Genomic DNA, 17,289 nt, shown 5'->3' on the forward strand with positions numbered 1-17,289 from the left:
GGCGCCCCTCCTAGGTAGCCAAGTATTTTCTCCCTATTAATAAGTTGGTAAAGCCTGCCAGCAAGCACAGCCTCTCAGTATTTTTACCAGTCCCTGATAGCGGGCCTTGTCATAAACAAATACCCGTTTGATGTAGCGAAAGGAGTGCTCGACCTTCGCTCTTATCTGCGCCTTAATCTTTTCCGCCTTACGGAGTGCATCACGCCCTGGAAGAGGTTTTAGCTTGCTCGGCTTCATTGCCATGTACCAATCCGCCTCCCACTCTTTCAACTCTTCACATTTCTCCGCACCAATGAACCCAGAGTCTCCTCAGATTCTTTTCTCCTCCCCGTGGAGAACTCGCTCTGTGGTTGTGACATCATGCGAATTCGCTGCTGTTGTATCTATGTTATGTATTACTCCAAGCACATCATCAACCCCGATATGCATTTTCATTCCAAAATTCCACTGATTGCCTTTCTTTGTTTGATGCATTTCTGGATCACTTTCTTTTTATTCTTAGTTGAAGTTGGCGCGGAGATAATAGTGGCATCTACAATCGTGCCTTCACGCAGTACCATGCCTTTCTCAGCAAGATGTTTGTTGATTTCATCAAAAAGAGCTGCACCTAGCTGATTGAGTTCCAGTAAGTGGCGAAAGTTAAGAATCGTTGTTTCATCGAAAATTGGGCCACTCAAAGCCAATCCAGCAATATACGCATGGATTCAATTTCATACAGTGCACCCTCCATAGCGAGATCACTGAGATTGTAAAATAGCTGCATGCAATGGATACGGTGCATGACACTCAATGGATATGGCTGTCGGCCGCAGATGAAATTTTCCCCTATTGAAAATATCCGCCTCAATATAGAACCCTTGACTACCGGAAATATTTTCCAGCAGAAAAGTGTAATTAACGACAACCGATAAAAACACCAGAATAGGTACCATACGCGTATCAATGCATTTCGGAAATAAAGCTATAGACGCCAAGCAACCGCGCTTAACTTATACGACTTTTCATAATTATCTCCATTAAAAAACACTATTAAAACTTCAAAACAATATTTATCTAATCAAGACAAATCGGGCAATATTTTAACAAAAAGCAGCACTCTTTTTTAGACACAAATATCAACCCAGAAAACCTGGCTTTTTTATTTTATTCATACATTCACTTAACTGATTAAAGGTAGGGATAGACTCATGCAAAAGAAATCCATTTTACCACTTGGCGCAGCTGTTGCGGTTTTATCAATGGGTGCCGCCACAGGCTCACAAGCTCAGGCGGTTAGCTGTGGTGACGTAATAACCACTCCGACCACCCTAGATAGTGATTTAGTGTGCACTATTGATGATGAATTTTCTGTCGCAATAGCAATTGAAGGGCCATCTGGCAGCCTTTCAATGGGAGATTACAGTTTGACCTGTTCCACCAATAAATTTGGCACAGGTATTATTTTACTGGAAAGTGGTGCCCGGCTTAGCGGGGGTAGCGTAATCGGTTGCGGCGACGCTGTGACTGTTGTAGGTGATGGTGGCCATTATGTTACAGGTGTCACTATCACTGATTCTGGTAATAATGCTGTTTATGTCAAAAGCAATTTCAATGTAGTCAGCAATATGACAATCACTGGAGGTAGTGGGGTTGTCGATGAAGGTATCCTAATCCAGGGTAACAACAATCTCGTCAACAACAATTTTGTTGGAAATACTGACAATCCTGGCATCGAAATTACAGGAGCCTACAATCATGTTTACTTTAACGAGGTCTATTTTTGTGCAACCGATGGAATTGTAGCTGGCGGTATTTTTTCACGTGTAACCCACAACATATCCAACTTCAATGGTTACCAAGGTATTTCAGTTGCTGGTAGCTACGGCACTATCGCGCAAAATAAGATTACAGATAATGATTTTGCAGGAATCCAGCTACTACAGGGCGAATTCAATAATATTGCCAACAATAACGTTGTTTATAATGGCACTTATGGAATATATATTGCGGACAGTATGCCTACCGACAATACGATTTCTGGTAACTTCTCCGAGGGCCATACCTACGACTTATATGATCCAGAAAACTTTGCTTGCATAAGCAGCAATACCTGGATAAACAATACATTCACCACTTCTGACCCGGGCTGCCTAGATTGAATTGATAATTTAAGACCATATAGGCATATGGCCAGCAAAAAAAATCATTAAATGAGAATTTAAATGTACAAACGACCCTCTTTTAATTTCAAAAAGAGGGTCGCCATTAAACACACGACAATATCAACTAGGAAAATATACCGCAATCCTCTACATGTTAATTAACTCAGACAACAACGGATAACCCTACCTACCACTTTCGATCAGGATCTAGCATAGTGAGTCCGCAGATCTTATTCTGGCATAAGATTTATATATTAATATCTACAACCCCATGTACAACACTAGCGAACTCGGTATAGAAATAGAGATAATAGGGGCGCTCAACTAACCAATGGTAGTATTAACGGGTTATATTTCAGTGTAAATAATCCAGTTTTCACTTCAAACAAATCATGGAAAACAATATATTCACAATATCTAACTCCTACTGTCTTGATTATGTAAACCAGAAAAATGAGGAGCTTTATATAATTTTCTGATAATTACACACAGGCCCCAGATGCACGCAAAAACCACCAAAAACTCCGTAGCGCTATAAAAGATATAGACAGCTAATACTACCCCATTAAAGTACATCACCGTATTAATATCTACACTTCTTATAGCTGTTAAAAGGAGTTACCCATGTTCTACCCTATCCAATACCCTAAAACCCTTTCCACAACTCTATTTACTTTAGGAGTCTCCCTATCATTAACGGTCAATGCCGTAGATTGCGGAGATGTAATTACCGAACCCGCCACCCTAACTGAGGATCTAGTTTGTGAGTTTACGGATGCTCCTGCCTTAACAATTCAGGGGCCAACTGGAAGTCTGTATATGAATGGACATTCCTTGACTTGCTTAGGATCAGATGCAGGCAATGGAATCGTGCTTATAGGCACATCAGCTGAATTATCCACCGGAACGGTAAATGGTTGCAATGACGCAGTTTTACTCTTAGAGGCGGGTGGGCACACTGTATATGGCATAAATGCATTGCTTCCACTGGACGATGCCATTGTTGTAAGCAGTGATAGCAATATCGTCACAGGCAATTATACACTTGGTGACGGGAATGACTCAGATGATGGAATCGATATCAATGGTAACCTTAATTTTATTTCCCAAAACATCATTGAGTTATCCGGTGACGAGGGCATGGAAGTTGACGGCACTTCCAATACAATAATTGGCAATACTATTACTGGATCCGACGCTGATGGAGTCGAATTAGACGGAGATTTTTCTGTCTTTGTCTCGAACATTGTACAAGACAATGACAACACAGGTATTGAAATTGAAGGAAGCTCATGCACCGTTTCGAATAATATAACAGTAGAAAATGGATCTTCTGGAATTTCATTAGAATTTTCCGCATCCAACAATGGCATCAGTCAAAATACCAGCAGTGACAATGGAGCCTACGGTATAATAGTTACCGGTGTTAATGCAACTGGCAATAACATTGTCTTTAACACTGCCACAGGAAACGGCATATTCGACCTTGAAGATCTTTTTGAGAGTGAGGATTGTAGCGTTAACAATAACCTTTGGTCAGGCAACACCTTCTCATCAGCTGAACCGAGCTGCCTTGAATAAACCCTAAGTTACGTCTGCCGGGGTTATTAGCCTTTAAACTAAGGCAATAACCCCGCCCCCCATTTACTGCCAATGCTACTATTTCAGGTCGGCATTACCCCCCTTTTCAAATTAACTTTCAGAGACAACGGCATCCATCTCAATCTCCACTAACCAATTAGAGTCTATAAACCCCTTAACCTCCACAAAAGTACAGGCAGGGCGAATATCTGAAAACAGTTCCCCATGTGCCCTGGCCGCATCTTCCCAGCGCTTTATATCAACTAACATAATCCGGGTTCTAATAACGTCAGGCAGATGTCCACCAGCCTCCTTCAGAGCAGCGACCGCAATATCCAAGCAGAGTTTGGTCTGGCCATAAACATCACCGATAAAGGCAGTTTTGCCCTCTGATATAGGAGCGGTCCCCGATATAGCGATTTGCCCCCCGATCCTACAGGCTCTTGAAAACCCTATGGGATTCTCAAGGTATGAACCGGAACTTACCAATTTTCTCACTTTAACTCCTTCTAACGAGTAAATACGGCTATTTTATTTCCATTCAAATCCCTAAAATAGGCCCCATAAAAAGATTCCGAATTCCTATAGTCTGGATCACCTTCAGATGTCCCTCCAAGTCCAAGCGCTATAGAAAAAATCTTATCGGCTTTATCAATACTGCCAACGTTAAGGGCTAACATTGTACCGTTACCAATACTCGCCGGCTTTTCATCATAGGGAACAGTAACAGCAAGTTTTGTGGAGGAGCCTTTAAACTGCCAGAAAATAACTGTATCAGAGCGATAAACTTCCTCCGCAGCAATAGGGGCTAAAATCTTGCAATAAAACAGCCCCGCCCTAGGCAAGTTATTTGTACCTAATGTTATATGAGAAATCATGTCGTAAAGCACCCTATTGGGAATAGTAAAACCTAAGATTTTATGGTCTTACCGCTAAAGCAACTACTGTATTTCAAAGGTTTCAATCCGTGATCAGGTCTCTATTTAGTGAGAACGGCACCTCCAGATAATTGCCCATACCTAAATTCTACAAATTCCCAGTAGTCAACGGGCAGGTCTCATATTGGCATAGCTGGTGATCAGGACCGAACTCAAATCGGCCTTTAATTTCATTTAAATACTCCAACATTGCCGAGACTCTCTTGGGCTTATTGACTCCGGGCCGATAGACTACATAAATTGGCATAAATATCGCGTGCCATTCGGGAAATATTCGTATTAACTCCTGCTTCTCCAACTCACAGATCATGCTGTTAACCGGAATTTGAGCTATTCCCACCCCGCCAGCAGCAGCCCTTATTGCCGTTTCTGGATTGCCACAATGGAAGTTACTTCGCACTTCAATAGATTCCGTTTTGTTTTCGGATACCAGAGTCCAAAAAGCAGACTCAGGGGCAGTCCCGGCTGTAATACAATTGTGCTGCCTGAGCTCCTGGGGTGACTCAGGTATTCCGTACTCCCTTAAATAGTCCGGACTGGCTACCAGAACCTGAGTCGTATACCCGATTTCTTTCGCCACCAAACGGTCATCGGCGATCTGCCCGACACGAATTGCCAGGTCTATACCCTGAATAAACAGGTCATCAAAAGTGTTGGATAGCTCCAGCGAGATTTGGGCTTTCGGCCACTGCTGGAGAAATGGAGGGAAAATATACTGGGCCAGGTAGCTACCCATGGCCGGGGGGGCCGATACACGCAGCAACCCCTGTACTTGCTGCTCTATCTCCCGCACATCCTCGCGCAAGGATTTAAACTCCTCCACCAGTAAAGAGGCCCGGCGAAGGGTAACCCTACCCGCATCAGTAATCTCAATTTTCCGTGTAGAGCGCTCCAGCAGCTTGGCTTGCAGTTGCTCTTCCAGCTTCGAAATGGCTTTGCTCACTGTAGATTTGGGCAGCCCCAGCTCCTCGGCACACTGGGTGAGACTCAGCAGTCTGCAAGTGGTCACAAAGATCGATAAAGTTCGAAAGTCTATAGTTTCCAAATCGCGAACAATCAATTTCCAAACACCTTATTGTTTCCAATAAGCTGTGAGCTTAGTCTGTGCGCCATCGATAGACAACTGCTTTTCGTGACAACATTGAGGCACACAAGATGACTGCGACACAGGATCTGTTTACAGGTATTCAATTAGGTGATGTGAAGCTTGCCAACCGTGCGGTGATGGCCCCCCTGACCCGCGCAAGAGCTGAAAACCACGTACCTACCCCTTTGATGGCTGAGTACTATGCACAGAGGGCTGGCGCCGGCCTGATTATTGCCGAGGCAACTATGGTGGCAAAGGGAACTTCAGCCTTTATTTCTGAGCCAGGTATCTACTCCCAGGAACAGATCGAAGGCTGGAGACAAGTGACTGACGCCGTTCACGAGAGAGGCGGCAAGATATTCCTGCAACTTTGGCACGGTGGGCGAGCCAGTCACCCCGATTTGAATAATGGCACAACGCCGGTTGCAGCCAGCCCAATCGCCATTGACGATACGGTTCACACACCGGACGGAAAAAAACCTTACACCACCCCAAGATCCCTTGAAACTGTGGAGATCCCAGGAATTATCGCGGCTTTTAAACAGGGAGCAATCAATGCTAGAGATGCTGGCTTCGATGGAGTTGAGGTTCATGGTGCAAACGGCTATCTCTTGGACAGTTTTTTGCGGGATGGCTCAAACCTTAGAACAGACGAGTACGGTGGGTCTTTAGAGAATCGTGCACGCTTGCTGTTTGAAGTTCTGGAAGCCGTTATCGAAGTTTGGGGCTCCGGCAAAGTTGGATTGCGAACTTCTCCCCTAAACGGATTCAACAGCATGCGCGATAGCGATCCTGAGGGACACACTCGCTGGTTTGCATCAAAATTGAATGAATATAATTTGGCCTACTGGCACTTGATGCGAGCCGACTTCCTCGGCGAGCAACTCGGAGATGTATTGACTCCAGCAAGGGAACTGTATCAGGGCAATCTGATTGGCAATATGGGGTACGGGCGAGATGAGGCCAATACAGCCATTGGGCAGCAGCAAGTAGATGCGGTTGCCTTCGGCGTTCCATTCCTGGCGAACCCGGACCTGCTAAAGCGTTTTAAAGCCGATGCGAGCTTAAATGAAGCAGACCCAAACACCTTCTATACCGGTGGCGCAAACGGATATACCGATTACCCCACAATGCCCTAACCTTTAAGGAGCAAGCAGCTAGGTCGCCTTAAGCGGGCGACCTGCTTTCCGTACTCGGAGCACCAGCAGTCTCGGAGCGGATCTTCACGTTATTAATCAGTGAGACCAGTACAAAACTCAGCAGCATCAGTAGATACCATGAACTGAGCTTCGCCAGAGATACCATTTGCCATTCATGGGATTGATTAGGGTAAATCCATATATTTGCAAAAGTAGCAATATTTTCAGCAAACCAAATAAACAGTGCTACCAGCAACCACCCCAAAAGAAGCGGCATAGAGCGATGCTTTTCAACGACCTTAAAGTAAATATTGGTTCGATAAAACAATAACACTGTTCCCGCTAGTAACGCCCAGCGGAAATCCCAGATATAGTGATGTGTAAAGAAGTTGACATAGATAAACACAACCAGAACAACTGTCAGCAATTTCGATGGATAGTGAGAATATTCAAATTCAAAAATTCGCCACACTCGAGCAATGTAACTGCCCACTGCGCTATACATGAACCCTGTAAACAGTGGCACATTACCAATTCCAAAGAAGTACTCTTCCGGGTAACTCCATGAGCCAATAGCATCGGAGGTCTTAAATATCTCCATGACGGTCGCAACGACATGAAATACGACAATAACTATTGACTCCCTGAATGTTTCCAGTTTTGTCGCTAGAAGAAAGACCTGAAAGGCTATAGCAGCCAAAAAGATAAAGTCATACCGGTGAATCGATTCCAGTGGATACCAATAGTTGGTGACAATCATAATTCCCAGCAAGAAGCCACCAAAAATACAGGCATAAGCCTGCCTCAAGCCAAACAACCAGAACTCACGAATATATCGTTTCAAATCCACACTTGATAACACTGCAAACAACACCTAAGAGGAAAATTTCTGTGGCTTCAAGCCTACCGATTCCAATACCTTTCTATCTTTAGAAAAAACTATCTGACATTTATGTTTTTAAATCCAAACTCTTTACTCCCGGCCTTAAAGCCGAGATTCAAGATTTCAGTATAGTTCTCAGGGACTTCAAAAAACACGATTTCCAGCTCGGCCTCAGAACCGCGGGGAAGCTCCAGATATACCATTCCCCTCACTTCCTGCCCACCCCTAAATGCCTCATACTCCTTGAAGACAGCGCCATCTTTCATAATCAGGCGCCAGGAGGAAAGCCTTACTTTCTGCCGACTTCTCCGATTAGTCACGGTCATACGGCACTGCACTGTACCGCCCTGTCTTACACAATGATTGTGATGAATCTCGACCCCTTGCAGGTAAACAACACCACCTTCAGAAGTCGTTTTTGGAAGACCTGCAACAAAATCCGGACTGTGATACTCCTTCCCCAGAATAAAAAATGAAAAACAGGAGATCGAATAAGCCAAAACCACAACCACACCAAATAGGTAGCGATTTTTTAAGTAGCTCCAAATACATAGAGATAGCGAAGTGCACACAATCACAATGGCCATAAAGGCTACAAAATACTCAGGGCGCCATATGCCGTATAGGTAAATCATGGGCTCAGGAAATAGATACTGGGTAAGTGCCCATAACACTGCTACTAATGCCGACAATACGCCCAATATTTTTGCAGCAAAAAACTTCCTGCGACTAACTGAGTAATGTCCCTTTACCATATCTGTCATTTTGCTTTATCCCTATACAACCAGCGTCAAGCTGGTTAGCTAGCACTGCTGACAAGTCACTTAAGCTTCAAGCCAGCGCAAAATGGTACATGATACAGATTTAAAGACCGAAATCGATTACACCTTATTTCTAAACCTATCCTGGCATAATCGATCAAAACTTAAACACCACACTCTTCAATAAGCTTGTAGCGCCCTTCTTGGAATTTGAACATGACTTAATTACATTGAAAATACAGTCATACTAGTTATAGAGAGAGGAATGAAAAGTCAGGGAATTAATCAGAAAGGGAATGGCAGGAAGCCAAACCCTTTGTCGATAAAGAACCCGATCTACTGAGCTCCTACCGCATTCTGGTAGTCTACATAGGCAGGTATCGCTACTGCAGCAAGAATACCCAAAATAGGAATTATCAACAAACAAACACCCCAAACAGACCACTTTTTCTGAACAGAATTAAAATGCTCAAGGCTTTCCCATTGCTTATTTTTCCAGGCGAGTTCGCGCCCCTTAATTCCCAGGTAAATAGCAACAATTAATCCAGCATAAGGAATCAAAGTCAGTAAACTAGCCAATGTAAGCAATCTCCAATAACAGTTTGTCAGACAGAAAAACTAGTCATCGCTGCTGCAAGAACTGCCACTCGAACTACTGCCAGAATCACTATCGTACCAACCATTATCCTCATCGCTACTGGAGGAACCGAACCATCGTGCCATCAAACCTATACCAAATACGACTAGCATTATCGCGTAAACATCGATTTCAACAGTGATCCCCCGGTAAATACCAAGGCCAACAAGACATAAACCCAACAAAAACTCTATAGTTCGCACCATTGCCCCACCCTACAATTTACTTTTACAAAAATTGACAGAACAAACTATCAAATATTATCAATAATGTCGGATAAGGGATATCCATCCCCTAATCTAATAAATAAGGTGACTTTAATTGATACTTAAATACTGTCAGTCGAAGTAAAACCTGGAGAATATTCAGCTTGAATGTCTTAACTGCAACAGGAGCAGCTCCTCACATACAGGCTGACAAATATAGAATACTGATTTAGAGGGAGTTTCAGTTGAGAGAAATGAAAACCTCTTATTCGAGCCAAAGGCTCAAGATAAGAGGTTTTACATTCAGAATTTCTTAATTAAAGAGAACAGCCAATTAAGCGATTCGACCAGCGCGCAACCATTCAGAAACACAAAACGCCAGTTCTAACACCTGATCGGCATTTAGTCGCGGATCGCATTGGGTGCGGTAGCAACTGGCCAGGTCTGCTTCAGAAATTTTCCAAGCTCCACCGGTGCACTCAGTGACATGCTGTCCGGTCATTTCCAGATGGATACCGCCGGGATGGCTTCCCTCGGCCCAGTGTACCGAGAAAAAGTCGCGAATTTCCCGCAGGATTTTTTCAAAATCGCGAGTTTTATAGCCGTTACCCGCTTTAACGGTATTGCCATGCATGGGATCAGTGCTCCATACCACCGAGCGCCCCTCCGCTTGAATGGCGCGCACCAATGCAGGCAATTTTTCTCCCAAAGTATCGGCGCCCATACGGGTAATCAGTGTAAGGCGACCTGCATCGTTCTCGGGGTTGAGCTTATCGATCAAACGCAGCAGCTCATCCGGTTGCATCTTTGGACCAACTTTCACCCCAATCGGGTTACAAACACCGGAGAGAAACTCCACATGAGCGCCATCCAGTTGCCGAGTGCGTTCACCAATCCACAGCATATGTGCGGAGCAGTCATACCATTTGCCAGTAAGGCTATCGGTTCTTGTCAGCGCTTGCTCGTATTCAAGTAATAGCGCCTCATGAGAGGTATAGAGTGAAGTCTCACGAATTGCGGGAGAGTTCTCTGAGGTAACACCACATACCGCCATAAACTCTAAAGCTTCCTGAAGGCGTTCCGCCAGCTGGGCATATTTTTCCCGCTGAGGATTATTCTTCAGGAAGCTGAGATTCCATTTGTGCACCTGATGCAGATCGGCCAATCCCCCCTGGGCGAAAGCTCGCAGCAGGTTCAGGGTGGCAGCCGATTGATTATAAGCAGTTACCATCCGCTGTGGATCAGGTATGCGCGCTTCAGCGGTAAAATCAATGCCGTTGATAATATCGCCACGGTAGCTGGGCAGTTCTACTCCGTTCACCGTCTCGGTATTTGCTGAACGGGGTTTGGCATATTGGCCGGCCATTCTCGCAACTTTCACCACCGGCAGGTTACCGGCAAAGGTGAGCACGACAGCCATCTGCAACAATACCTTGAAAGTATCGCGAATGCGGTTTGCGTTAAAATCGGCAAAAGATTCAGCACAATCACCGCCCTGCAAAAGGAAGGCTTTCCCCTCGGCAACCTGAGCCAGCTGACGGCGCAGCTCGCGAGCCTCTGCCGCAAAAACCAGGGGCGGATGACCAGAGAGCTGTTTAGCCACCTGGGCAACATCTTCGGCAGACGTGTATTGGGGCTGTTGATGTGCGGTGAAGTTTCGCCAGCTCTGGGGGGTCCAAATTTGGGTGGGGGATTCGGGCACTGGGACTCCTAGCTCAACTTCCATCTTTCACTCTTACTTCTAAAGGATAAATCTTAAGGGTGAGCATATTGCTCACCCTCAAATGTGCCGAATTTACAGCACGCTGGCAACAGCCTTACAGAAGTATTCCATATTATTGGAACTCAGGCCGGCAATACTGATGCGACTCGAGTCCACCATATAAATGGAATAGTCCTTTTGCAGCTGTTGTACCTGTTCGGGATTGATACCCAGGAATGAGAACATCCCTTTCTGCTGGCGGATAAAACCAAACTCACCGGCAGCACCCGCTGCGGCAAGCCCTTCTACCAATCCAGCACGCAAACCGTTAATACGCTCGCGCATTTCGGTCAGCTCAGCTTCCCAGTTCGCTTTCAGTCCCGCATCAGTAAGAATAGATTCTACAATGGCAGCACCGTGGGAAGGTGGCATGGAATAGTTGCCACGAATAGCGCTCAGCAACTGGCTATGGCCTTTATCGGCGGCTTCACCATTCGCATAAATCACCATAGCCAGGCCGACACGTTCGCGATAGAGGCCAAAATTTTTCGAGCAGGAAGCCGCGACCAGCATTTCTGGAACAGATTCAGCCATCAAGCGCAGGCCGTAGGCATCATCTTCCAGGCTCTCGCCAAAGCCCTGATAGGCCATATCGATAAACGGCGTGAAGCCCTGCTTTTGCGCCATTTCTGCCAACACTTTCCACTGCTCACGGGACAGGTCCGCGCCACAGGGGTTATGACAGCAGGCGTGGAAAAGAACAACATCGCCCTCACCCACATCCTTCAGAGTCTCGACCATTTTGTCGAACTGCAAACTACTGGTAGCACGGTCGTAGTAGGGGTAGCTCTTGATTTGCAAGCCCGCATTACCCAGAAGCGGCACATGGTTAGCCCAAGTGGGGTCACTCACCCACACGGTTGCCCCAGCTTTGGCGCGATTAATCAATTCCGCCAGAACTCTTAAAGCACCACATCCACCGGGAGTTTGAGCTGAGCGAACGCGACCGCCCGCCAACGCGGGGTGCCCGGCACCCAGTACCAGCTCCTGCATGGCTGTGTTGAAACCTGGAGTTCCGGCCGGGCCGATATAGGCCTTGGTTTCCTCACCCTGTAATAAGCGGGTTTCGGCTTCCTTGACGGCTTGCAAGACAGCGGTATGGCCTGCCTCATCTTTGTAGACGCCCACACCGAGATCAATTTTGCTGGGGTTTTCATCCGCGCGGTAGCTGGCCAAAAGGCCCAAAATCGGATCTGGCGGAAGGCTGTTTAAATGCTCAAACATCTGAAAACTCCTCTTAGTTATCTCATTTATTCATCAACGAGGCCGCGCTCAGACCATTCCTTCGCGCGCACCATTAACTTATCAATAATGCAATCCAGTTGTTCCCGCTCCTCAGTGGATAGGGATGCCATCAAGTCATTCTCGTACTGATGGGCCAGCGGCACTATGCGAGCATAAATATCACGCCCCAGCTCCGACAGGTTCAGCACTTGCCGGCGCCGGTCACCGGGATCTTCACTGCGTGTAATGTAGTCATTCTTTAACAGGGAGGAGACGGCCCGACTGATTGCGACCTTGTCCATCGCCGTCTGCTCAACCAGCTCGGCGGCGGATAAATCGGGAAAACGACCCAGAATTGCCATAACCCGCCAAGCGGGAATGGTGAGGTGGAAGCGCGCACCATAAGCTTGCGCAATAGCATTACTCACTCGGTTGGAAAGTACCGAGAGGCGGTAGGGTAAGAACTTTTCGAGGCGCAGCTCGTCGTTCTCAACAACGGTGGGTCGCGTGTTTTGTTCGATTGTCATAGCTGCCCTCAAACCTGCCTGCTCGGGTGTCCCGGTTGTACCTGATACTCAATTTAACTAACATTGGTTTCAATTGTAACCACTATCGGCACAAATACTTTCTGGAAAAGTTACCGGGCCATACGAAAAAATGGCCGGACAGTATAGGTTTTTTTGCGCCATATTTGCGAACTAATTGGATCTATGGCGCAAGAAATTTGCGTGTAAGTGGCGCTGAGATGCTCAATTTTTCGCCACACCTTCGAACCATCCGCACAGAAGCGAGGCCACGCCATGAAACAGTGGATCAGCTTTCCGCGAACGGAAGGAAATACAAGCCGCCAAGCCCATGCAGATTTCCCTCCCAACAGCTTTGAAAGGGAAATGGGCAAAGAGGGTTTTTTTGGGCCCTGCACCCACTTCTACCATCGTCATCCCCCCACCGGCTGGAGTCAGTTCGAAGGTCCACTGCGTCCCCACGCTTTTGATGCCACGCAAATGAAGCACAAGGGAACAAGCCCCTGGGATCAAAAGCCGATCCTGCGAAACCAGGATAGCCAGGTCGCCCTCTGGACCTGCCGGGAGCCTATGGATCATCTGGTGCGCAACGCTGACGGCGACCAACTCCTGTTTATACACAATGGGAGCGGCGACTTGTTCTGTGATTTCGGCCACCTATCTATTCGCGATGGCGACTATATCCTGCTGCCCCGCGGCACCTTATGGCGCCTGACGCCGACGGAGGATGAGCCGCTGGAACTATTGATGGTAGAGGCGATAGGTAGCCATTTTCAGCTCCCCGAAAAAGGCATCCTTGGCCCCAATGCAATTTTTGACCAGGCGATGCTGGATGTGCCTCGTATAGATCAAGCCTTTCTCGATCAACAGGGCGATGATGAGTGGCGGGTTGTGGTTAAAGCCCGGCAACAGCTGTCGACCATTACCTACCCCTTCAACCCACTGGACGCCTGTGGTTGGACTGGGGACAACCTGGCCGTTCGCATCAACTGGCGCGATATACGCCCGCTGATGAGCCACCGCTACCACCTACCCCCTTCGGCTCATACCACCTTTGTCGCACAAGGTTTTGTTGTAGCGACTTTTGTGCCTCGCCCGATTGAGAGTGACCCGGGCGCACTCAAAGTCCCCTTTTTTCACAACAATGATGACTTTGATGAACTCATCTTCTATCACCGTGGTGACTTCTTTAGCCGCGACAATATTCATCCGGGGATGCTTACCCTCCACCCCATGGGATTTACCCACGGCCCCCACCCCAAGGCATTTGCTACCGGAGCCCGGCATGCACGCAAGGAAACCGATGAAGTTGCTGTAATGATCGACAGCCGCACCCCCTGGGATATTCTCCCGGATGCCCATGCCGTGGAGCTAACAGATTATGTAAACTCCTGGAAGCCAAAATGAATACGGCGCATCCAGACAACACCAAAAAGGCTGACATTCAAACAGCCAAACGCCAAAACAAAGAAAAGGAAAGAGAATGGACCTTTACGGATACTTTCGCTCATCCGCCAGCTACCGAGTGCGTATCGGGCTCAACTTGAAAGGCCTGGAATACGAGTATCACCCGGTAAACCTGCTCAAGGGAGACCAGCACGGAGACGACTACCGCACGTTGAATCCACACGGGCTACTGCCAACCCTGAATAATGGCGAAACCAGTCTCACCCAATCCCTCGCCATTTTGGAATGGCTGGATGAAACCCATCCAGAACCAGCGCTACTTCCAAAAGCCCCTGAGGCCCGCGCACATATCCGCGCGCTCGCGCAAAGTATTGCCAGCGATATTCAACCTATACAGAACCTCAGGGTTCTGCAGTACCTTCAGGCTGAACTCAAAGTCAGTGATGAGCAAAAAACTCAATGGATTCAGCACTGGATACACCTGGGCTTCTCGGCGCTGGAGAAGCAATTAAGACCCTCGCCTTTCGCCGCTGGAGACAATCCAGGGTTGTTCGAGTGTTGCTTACTCCCGCAAGTATACAGTGCGGAACGCTTTGGCCTGGATATGACCCAGTACCCCAAAATCCAGAAAATCACAGACGCTTGCAATGAACTGCCGGCCTTTATTAAAGCCCACCCCTCAGAACAACCCGACTGTATTGTGTAGTACTCTTTTATGGATGCCTGGTCTCATCGGGCATCCTTCATACACTCGAAAATTTCACTACTTGCCACATGTCATTGGCTGTGGTTAATATCCCTGTCCAAACTTGAAAATAACTCGAATAATAATATTCCCCACTGCTGTAGCTAATCAGCCGAGGTCATCAGTATGAACTCCCAAGACCAGATCTCCCCCAAAGAAAAAGAAGTCATTAAGCATGTCAAGAAGCTGAAGAGCTTTTACCAACACCTAATCACCTATTTATTAGTTATCTCGGGACTAGTAATTGCCAACTTAATACTCGCCCCCGGATACTTATGGTCACTCTGGGCGGCATTTGGCTGGGGTATAGGGCTCGCCTCCCATGCAATTAGCACCTTCAATTTATTTAATTTCTTTGGTGAAGATTGGGAGAGAAAGCAGATAGATAAGAGAATGGGGCGTAAATAGCAATAAATCGTGCGCGATGGAGCATCGCCAAATACAAGCATATGCTTTAGATGTTAGAGTACTTTCCTTAAAGTACTCTTCTCCTAGCCTCTCACTGTCAACGCAAAAATTCCAAACACTTGCCTACTTACGAACAATTACCTGTAATCTAAATAAAAATCTACGCATCCCAAGCCGTTTGAAAAAAACAGTTAATTAACAGGCTTAAATTATCGAGCTCTGGTAACAAAGTATTAACACACTTTTTATATAACAAATAATAAATATACTATTAAAACGATAACAGGAACCCCAATGTCCTTCCTCAAATTCTCTACAGGCGCTCTATGTCTATCACTTTGGATATCTATACCCAGCATCAGTAAAGCTGACACTTTTCACTGGCCCGATTACCAAGCAGAAGCGGCCACCAGTGAGCATCGTATTGATGAGCTTTATTACTTACAGCCCCATAACAGCTATGAGCGGCTAGAAGACGGTGAAACACTGACTGACTGGCTCGACAAAGGCTTTCGATCACTGGAAATCGATGTCGTAGATCACGGTGCCTGGCAAGGTAGCAGCCATGGGCCCTATGTTGCTCATGGACAAAACGACATCGGTAATCACATGTGCAATAGCAACGGAGACGATGATCGTCTGGAACACTGTCTGGACGATATCAAATCCTGGCTCTCCGTTAACACTATTGAAGCGCCAATAATGCTGTATATCGATATGAAAACCAATTTAGATTGGTTTAACGCCTGGTATGCAGATGAAATTTATTTACTTGACCAGTATATCCAACAAGAGCTGGGCGACCTCCAGTACAGCTACCAGGATATGCTTACATATTTACAACAAATTTCTTCCTCAGAAAATTACCGTACCACGCTTACAAGTACGGGATGGCCTAGCGTTGGCAACTTATTAAATAACGGCAAAAAAGTAATCGTTATTTTTACCGGAGGACAGTCAGGCAACGTCAATAATCGAATGGAATCCGCATTAGACTCCTACGCGATGAGCGCATTTTTATGTCCTGATATAGATACCGCAGATCCAGAAGAATTTACCAGCTCCATTGATTCAATAGGCAGCAGTAGTTCGCAAAGAATATTTTGCGGCAATGTCCAGGCTGGCGATCATTACCAGATAACAGCCAACGCAGCCGCTGAAACCAAACAGCTGATGCACCTATGGGATAGTTCTGGCGATTTTAGCAATACCGACTACGGCTATATATTTGCAGCAATCGCACATGGTGCCACTGCAATCGGGATGGATCCTGATACAGTCGCAACCACCCCCAATTATACCGGCATGGCAGTTCCTTTTGTCGGAGTAAGGAGAAGTCTTCCCGGCTATTTGAGAATCCGTTCTGCGTCAAATGCTGACTTGTGCATGACCGTCTCCCAGGGCTATAGCAATGGCTCAAACCTAAATATCAACAACTGTGGCTCCAGCAATGAACAGCAGTTTGTTTATACTGCTGAAGGCCAACTCCGTCCCAAGGGTAATAATAAATACTGTGTTGACTTCAACACTGGATCTGCTGATAACGGCGATAAAATGCACCTGTGGGATTGTGACGGTGGCAATTCGGAAAAATGGCAAATCCAGAAAAGTGGAATTATTCAGAATCGCGATAAGAACTGGACCTACTGTATAGACGCACCGGGTAGTTCAACCGAAGAGGGTGAGCGCCTTCAAATTTACAAATGTGATAAGAATGATAAGAGCCAGCAGTTTGTTTTAGAAGCAGTCAATGATTGGGCGCAGAATAGCTTTTAAGGTTTGATTACGATTAAAAAAGGGCGCCTTAGTAGGCGCCCTTTCTCAAAGAGGTCACAATGTTATAGAA

19 protein-coding genes and 1 pseudogene are annotated in these 17,289 nt (G+C 46.4%); 7 read left to right on the plus strand and 13 right to left on the minus strand.

The annotated features are described in order from the left end of the window. Positions 1–36: 36 nt before the first annotated feature. The 3 genes and pseudogenes from ACJJIL_RS13170 to ACJJIL_RS13180 form a co-directional block, all read right to left on the minus strand. A pseudogene (locus ACJJIL_RS13170) lies at positions 37–474 on the minus strand (transposase). Then, positions 432–677, minus strand: a complete 246-nt coding sequence (locus ACJJIL_RS13175) for a hypothetical protein (RefSeq protein ID WP_444916153.1) — start codon at positions 675–677, stop codon at positions 432–434. The pseudogene ACJJIL_RS13170 and the gene ACJJIL_RS13175 overlap by 43 nt, the downstream one beginning before the upstream one ends. Continuing rightward, on the minus strand, positions 674–943 hold the full coding sequence (locus ACJJIL_RS13180; protein WP_445359918.1) for a transposase: 270 nt from the start codon (positions 941–943) through the stop codon (positions 674–676). The genes ACJJIL_RS13175 and ACJJIL_RS13180 overlap by 4 nt, the downstream gene beginning before the upstream one ends. Before the next feature lie 244 nt (positions 944–1,187). Here ACJJIL_RS13180 and ACJJIL_RS13185 point away from each other — a divergent pair, with 244 nt between their 5' ends. Next, a complete protein-coding gene (locus tag ACJJIL_RS13185) occupies positions 1,188–2,138 on the plus strand; it encodes a right-handed parallel beta-helix repeat-containing protein (RefSeq protein WP_445359919.1) in 951 nt (316 codons plus the stop codon). 627 nt (positions 2,139–2,765) lie between these two features. Continuing rightward, on the plus strand, positions 2,766–3,722 hold the full coding sequence (locus ACJJIL_RS13190) for a right-handed parallel beta-helix repeat-containing protein (protein ID WP_445359920.1): 957 nt from the start codon (positions 2,766–2,768) through the stop codon (positions 3,720–3,722). Positions 3,723–3,833: 111 nt separating this feature from the next. On the opposite strand, the gene ACJJIL_RS13195 is transcribed toward ACJJIL_RS13190, so the two are convergent. The 3 genes from ACJJIL_RS13195 to ACJJIL_RS13205 form a co-directional block, all read right to left on the minus strand. Beyond that, positions 3,834–4,220: a RidA family protein gene (locus ACJJIL_RS13195; protein WP_413665249.1), complete on the minus strand. Its 387-nt coding sequence runs from the start codon at positions 4,218–4,220 to the stop codon at positions 3,834–3,836. A gap of 11 nt (positions 4,221–4,231) precedes the next feature. Continuing rightward, positions 4,232–4,600, minus strand: coding sequence for a VOC family protein (locus ACJJIL_RS13200; protein ID WP_445359921.1), 369 nt, complete (start codon positions 4,598–4,600; stop codon positions 4,232–4,234). Positions 4,601–4,748: 148 nt separating this feature from the next. Next, complete coding sequence (locus ACJJIL_RS13205) at positions 4,749–5,720, minus strand: LysR family transcriptional regulator (RefSeq protein ID WP_445359922.1); 972 nt, start codon at positions 5,718–5,720, stop codon at positions 4,749–4,751. A 95-nt stretch (positions 5,721–5,815) separates the two neighbouring features. Here ACJJIL_RS13205 and ACJJIL_RS13210 point away from each other — a divergent pair, with 95 nt between their 5' ends. Continuing rightward, positions 5,816–6,886 carry an alkene reductase gene (locus tag ACJJIL_RS13210; protein WP_445359923.1) on the plus strand — a complete coding sequence of 357 codons (1,071 nt, stop codon included), beginning with the start codon at positions 5,816–5,818 and terminating at the stop codon, positions 6,884–6,886. 28 nt (positions 6,887–6,914) lie between these two features. Here ACJJIL_RS13210 and ACJJIL_RS13215 read toward each other — a convergent pair whose 3' ends face one another. From ACJJIL_RS13215 to ACJJIL_RS13245, 7 genes are all read right to left on the minus strand, one after another. Then, a complete protein-coding gene (locus ACJJIL_RS13215) occupies positions 6,915–7,730 on the minus strand; it encodes a DUF817 domain-containing protein (RefSeq protein ID WP_413665245.1) in 816 nt (271 codons plus the stop codon). A 95-nt stretch (positions 7,731–7,825) separates the two neighbouring features. After that, complete coding sequence (locus tag ACJJIL_RS13220) at positions 7,826–8,533, minus strand: hypothetical protein (protein ID WP_445359924.1); 708 nt, start codon at positions 8,531–8,533, stop codon at positions 7,826–7,828. 333 nt (positions 8,534–8,866) lie between these two features. Next, positions 8,867–9,109 carry a hypothetical protein gene (locus ACJJIL_RS13225; RefSeq protein WP_444916145.1) on the minus strand — a complete coding sequence of 81 codons (243 nt, stop codon included), beginning with the start codon at positions 9,107–9,109 and terminating at the stop codon, positions 8,867–8,869. 39 nt (positions 9,110–9,148) lie between these two features. Continuing rightward, positions 9,149–9,373: a hypothetical protein gene (locus tag ACJJIL_RS13230; protein ID WP_444916144.1), complete on the minus strand. Its 225-nt coding sequence runs from the start codon at positions 9,371–9,373 to the stop codon at positions 9,149–9,151. A 334-nt stretch (positions 9,374–9,707) separates the two neighbouring features. Further along, entirely contained in the window at positions 9,708–11,099 is a 1,392-nt protein-coding gene (locus ACJJIL_RS13235) for a class II 3-deoxy-7-phosphoheptulonate synthase (RefSeq protein ID WP_444896762.1), read from the minus strand. A gap of 69 nt (positions 11,100–11,168) precedes the next feature. Next, positions 11,169–12,359 (minus strand): amino acid aminotransferase, encoded by a 1,191-nt coding sequence (locus ACJJIL_RS13240; RefSeq protein ID WP_444916143.1) that lies wholly within the window; start codon positions 12,357–12,359, stop codon positions 11,169–11,171. Positions 12,360–12,385: 26 nt separating this feature from the next. Beyond that, the gene (locus ACJJIL_RS13245; RefSeq protein WP_444894279.1) at positions 12,386–12,886 is read right to left on the minus strand and encodes a MarR family winged helix-turn-helix transcriptional regulator; all 501 of its coding nucleotides are present in this window, start codon (positions 12,884–12,886) and stop codon (positions 12,386–12,388) included. Positions 12,887–13,159: 273 nt separating this feature from the next. On the opposite strand from ACJJIL_RS13245, the gene ACJJIL_RS13250 reads away from it, so the two are divergent. The 4 genes from ACJJIL_RS13250 to ACJJIL_RS13265 all read left to right on the plus strand — a co-directional run bounded on the left by ACJJIL_RS13250 (position 13,160) and on the right by ACJJIL_RS13265 (position 17,219). Next, complete coding sequence (locus ACJJIL_RS13250) at positions 13,160–14,290, plus strand: homogentisate 1,2-dioxygenase (protein ID WP_444916142.1); 1,131 nt, start codon at positions 13,160–13,162, stop codon at positions 14,288–14,290. Between the two features lie 76 nt (positions 14,291–14,366). After that, complete coding sequence (gene maiA, locus ACJJIL_RS13255) at positions 14,367–14,996, plus strand: maleylacetoacetate isomerase (protein WP_444905707.1); 630 nt, start codon at positions 14,367–14,369, stop codon at positions 14,994–14,996. 165 nt (positions 14,997–15,161) lie between these two features. Next, positions 15,162–15,443, plus strand: a complete 282-nt coding sequence (locus ACJJIL_RS13260) for a 2TM domain-containing protein (RefSeq protein WP_282933358.1) — start codon at positions 15,162–15,164, stop codon at positions 15,441–15,443. 294 nt (positions 15,444–15,737) lie between these two features. After that, positions 15,738–17,219 carry a ricin-type beta-trefoil lectin domain protein gene (locus ACJJIL_RS13265; protein WP_444916141.1) on the plus strand — a complete coding sequence of 494 codons (1,482 nt, stop codon included), beginning with the start codon at positions 15,738–15,740 and terminating at the stop codon, positions 17,217–17,219. Positions 17,220–17,289: the final 70 nt, after the last annotated feature.

The sequence above is a fragment of the Microbulbifer maximicatervae (SeqCode) genome (genome assembly GCF_052468095.1).

What these genes read in the sequence shown, in the direction of transcription:
- ACJJIL_RS13185 (WP_445359919.1), top strand. Translation starts at nt 1,188, where the DNA reads ATGCAAAAGAAATCCATTTTACCACTTGGCGCAGCTGTTGCGGTTTTA.
- ACJJIL_RS13190 (WP_445359920.1), top strand. Translation starts at nt 2,766, where the DNA reads ATGTTCTACCCTATCCAATACCCTAAAACCCTTTCCACAACTCTATTT.
- ACJJIL_RS13200 (WP_445359921.1), bottom strand. Translation starts at nt 4,600, where the DNA reads ATGATTTCTCATATAACATTAGGTACAAATAACTTGCCTAGGGCGGGG.
- ACJJIL_RS13210 (WP_445359923.1), top strand. Translation starts at nt 5,816, where the DNA reads ATGACTGCGACACAGGATCTGTTTACAGGTATTCAATTAGGTGATGTG.
- ACJJIL_RS13220 (WP_445359924.1), bottom strand. Translation starts at nt 8,533, where the DNA reads ATGACAGATATGGTAAAGGGACATTACTCAGTTAGTCGCAGGAAGTTT.
- ACJJIL_RS13230 (WP_444916144.1), bottom strand. Translation starts at nt 9,373, where the DNA reads ATGGTGCGAACTATAGAGTTTTTGTTGGGTTTATGTCTTGTTGGCCTT.
- ACJJIL_RS13235 (WP_444896762.1), bottom strand. Translation starts at nt 11,099, where the DNA reads ATGGAAGTTGAGCTAGGAGTCCCAGTGCCCGAATCCCCCACCCAAATT.
- ACJJIL_RS13240 (WP_444916143.1), bottom strand. Translation starts at nt 12,359, where the DNA reads ATGTTTGAGCATTTAAACAGCCTTCCGCCAGATCCGATTTTGGGCCTT.
- ACJJIL_RS13245 (WP_444894279.1), bottom strand. Translation starts at nt 12,886, where the DNA reads ATGACAATCGAACAAAACACGCGACCCACCGTTGTTGAGAACGACGAG.
- ACJJIL_RS13250 (WP_444916142.1), top strand. Translation starts at nt 13,160, where the DNA reads ATGAAACAGTGGATCAGCTTTCCGCGAACGGAAGGAAATACAAGCCGC.
- maiA (WP_444905707.1), top strand. Translation starts at nt 14,367, where the DNA reads ATGGACCTTTACGGATACTTTCGCTCATCCGCCAGCTACCGAGTGCGT.
- ACJJIL_RS13260 (WP_282933358.1), top strand. Translation starts at nt 15,162, where the DNA reads ATGAACTCCCAAGACCAGATCTCCCCCAAAGAAAAAGAAGTCATTAAG.
- ACJJIL_RS13265 (WP_444916141.1), top strand. Translation starts at nt 15,738, where the DNA reads ATGTCCTTCCTCAAATTCTCTACAGGCGCTCTATGTCTATCACTTTGG.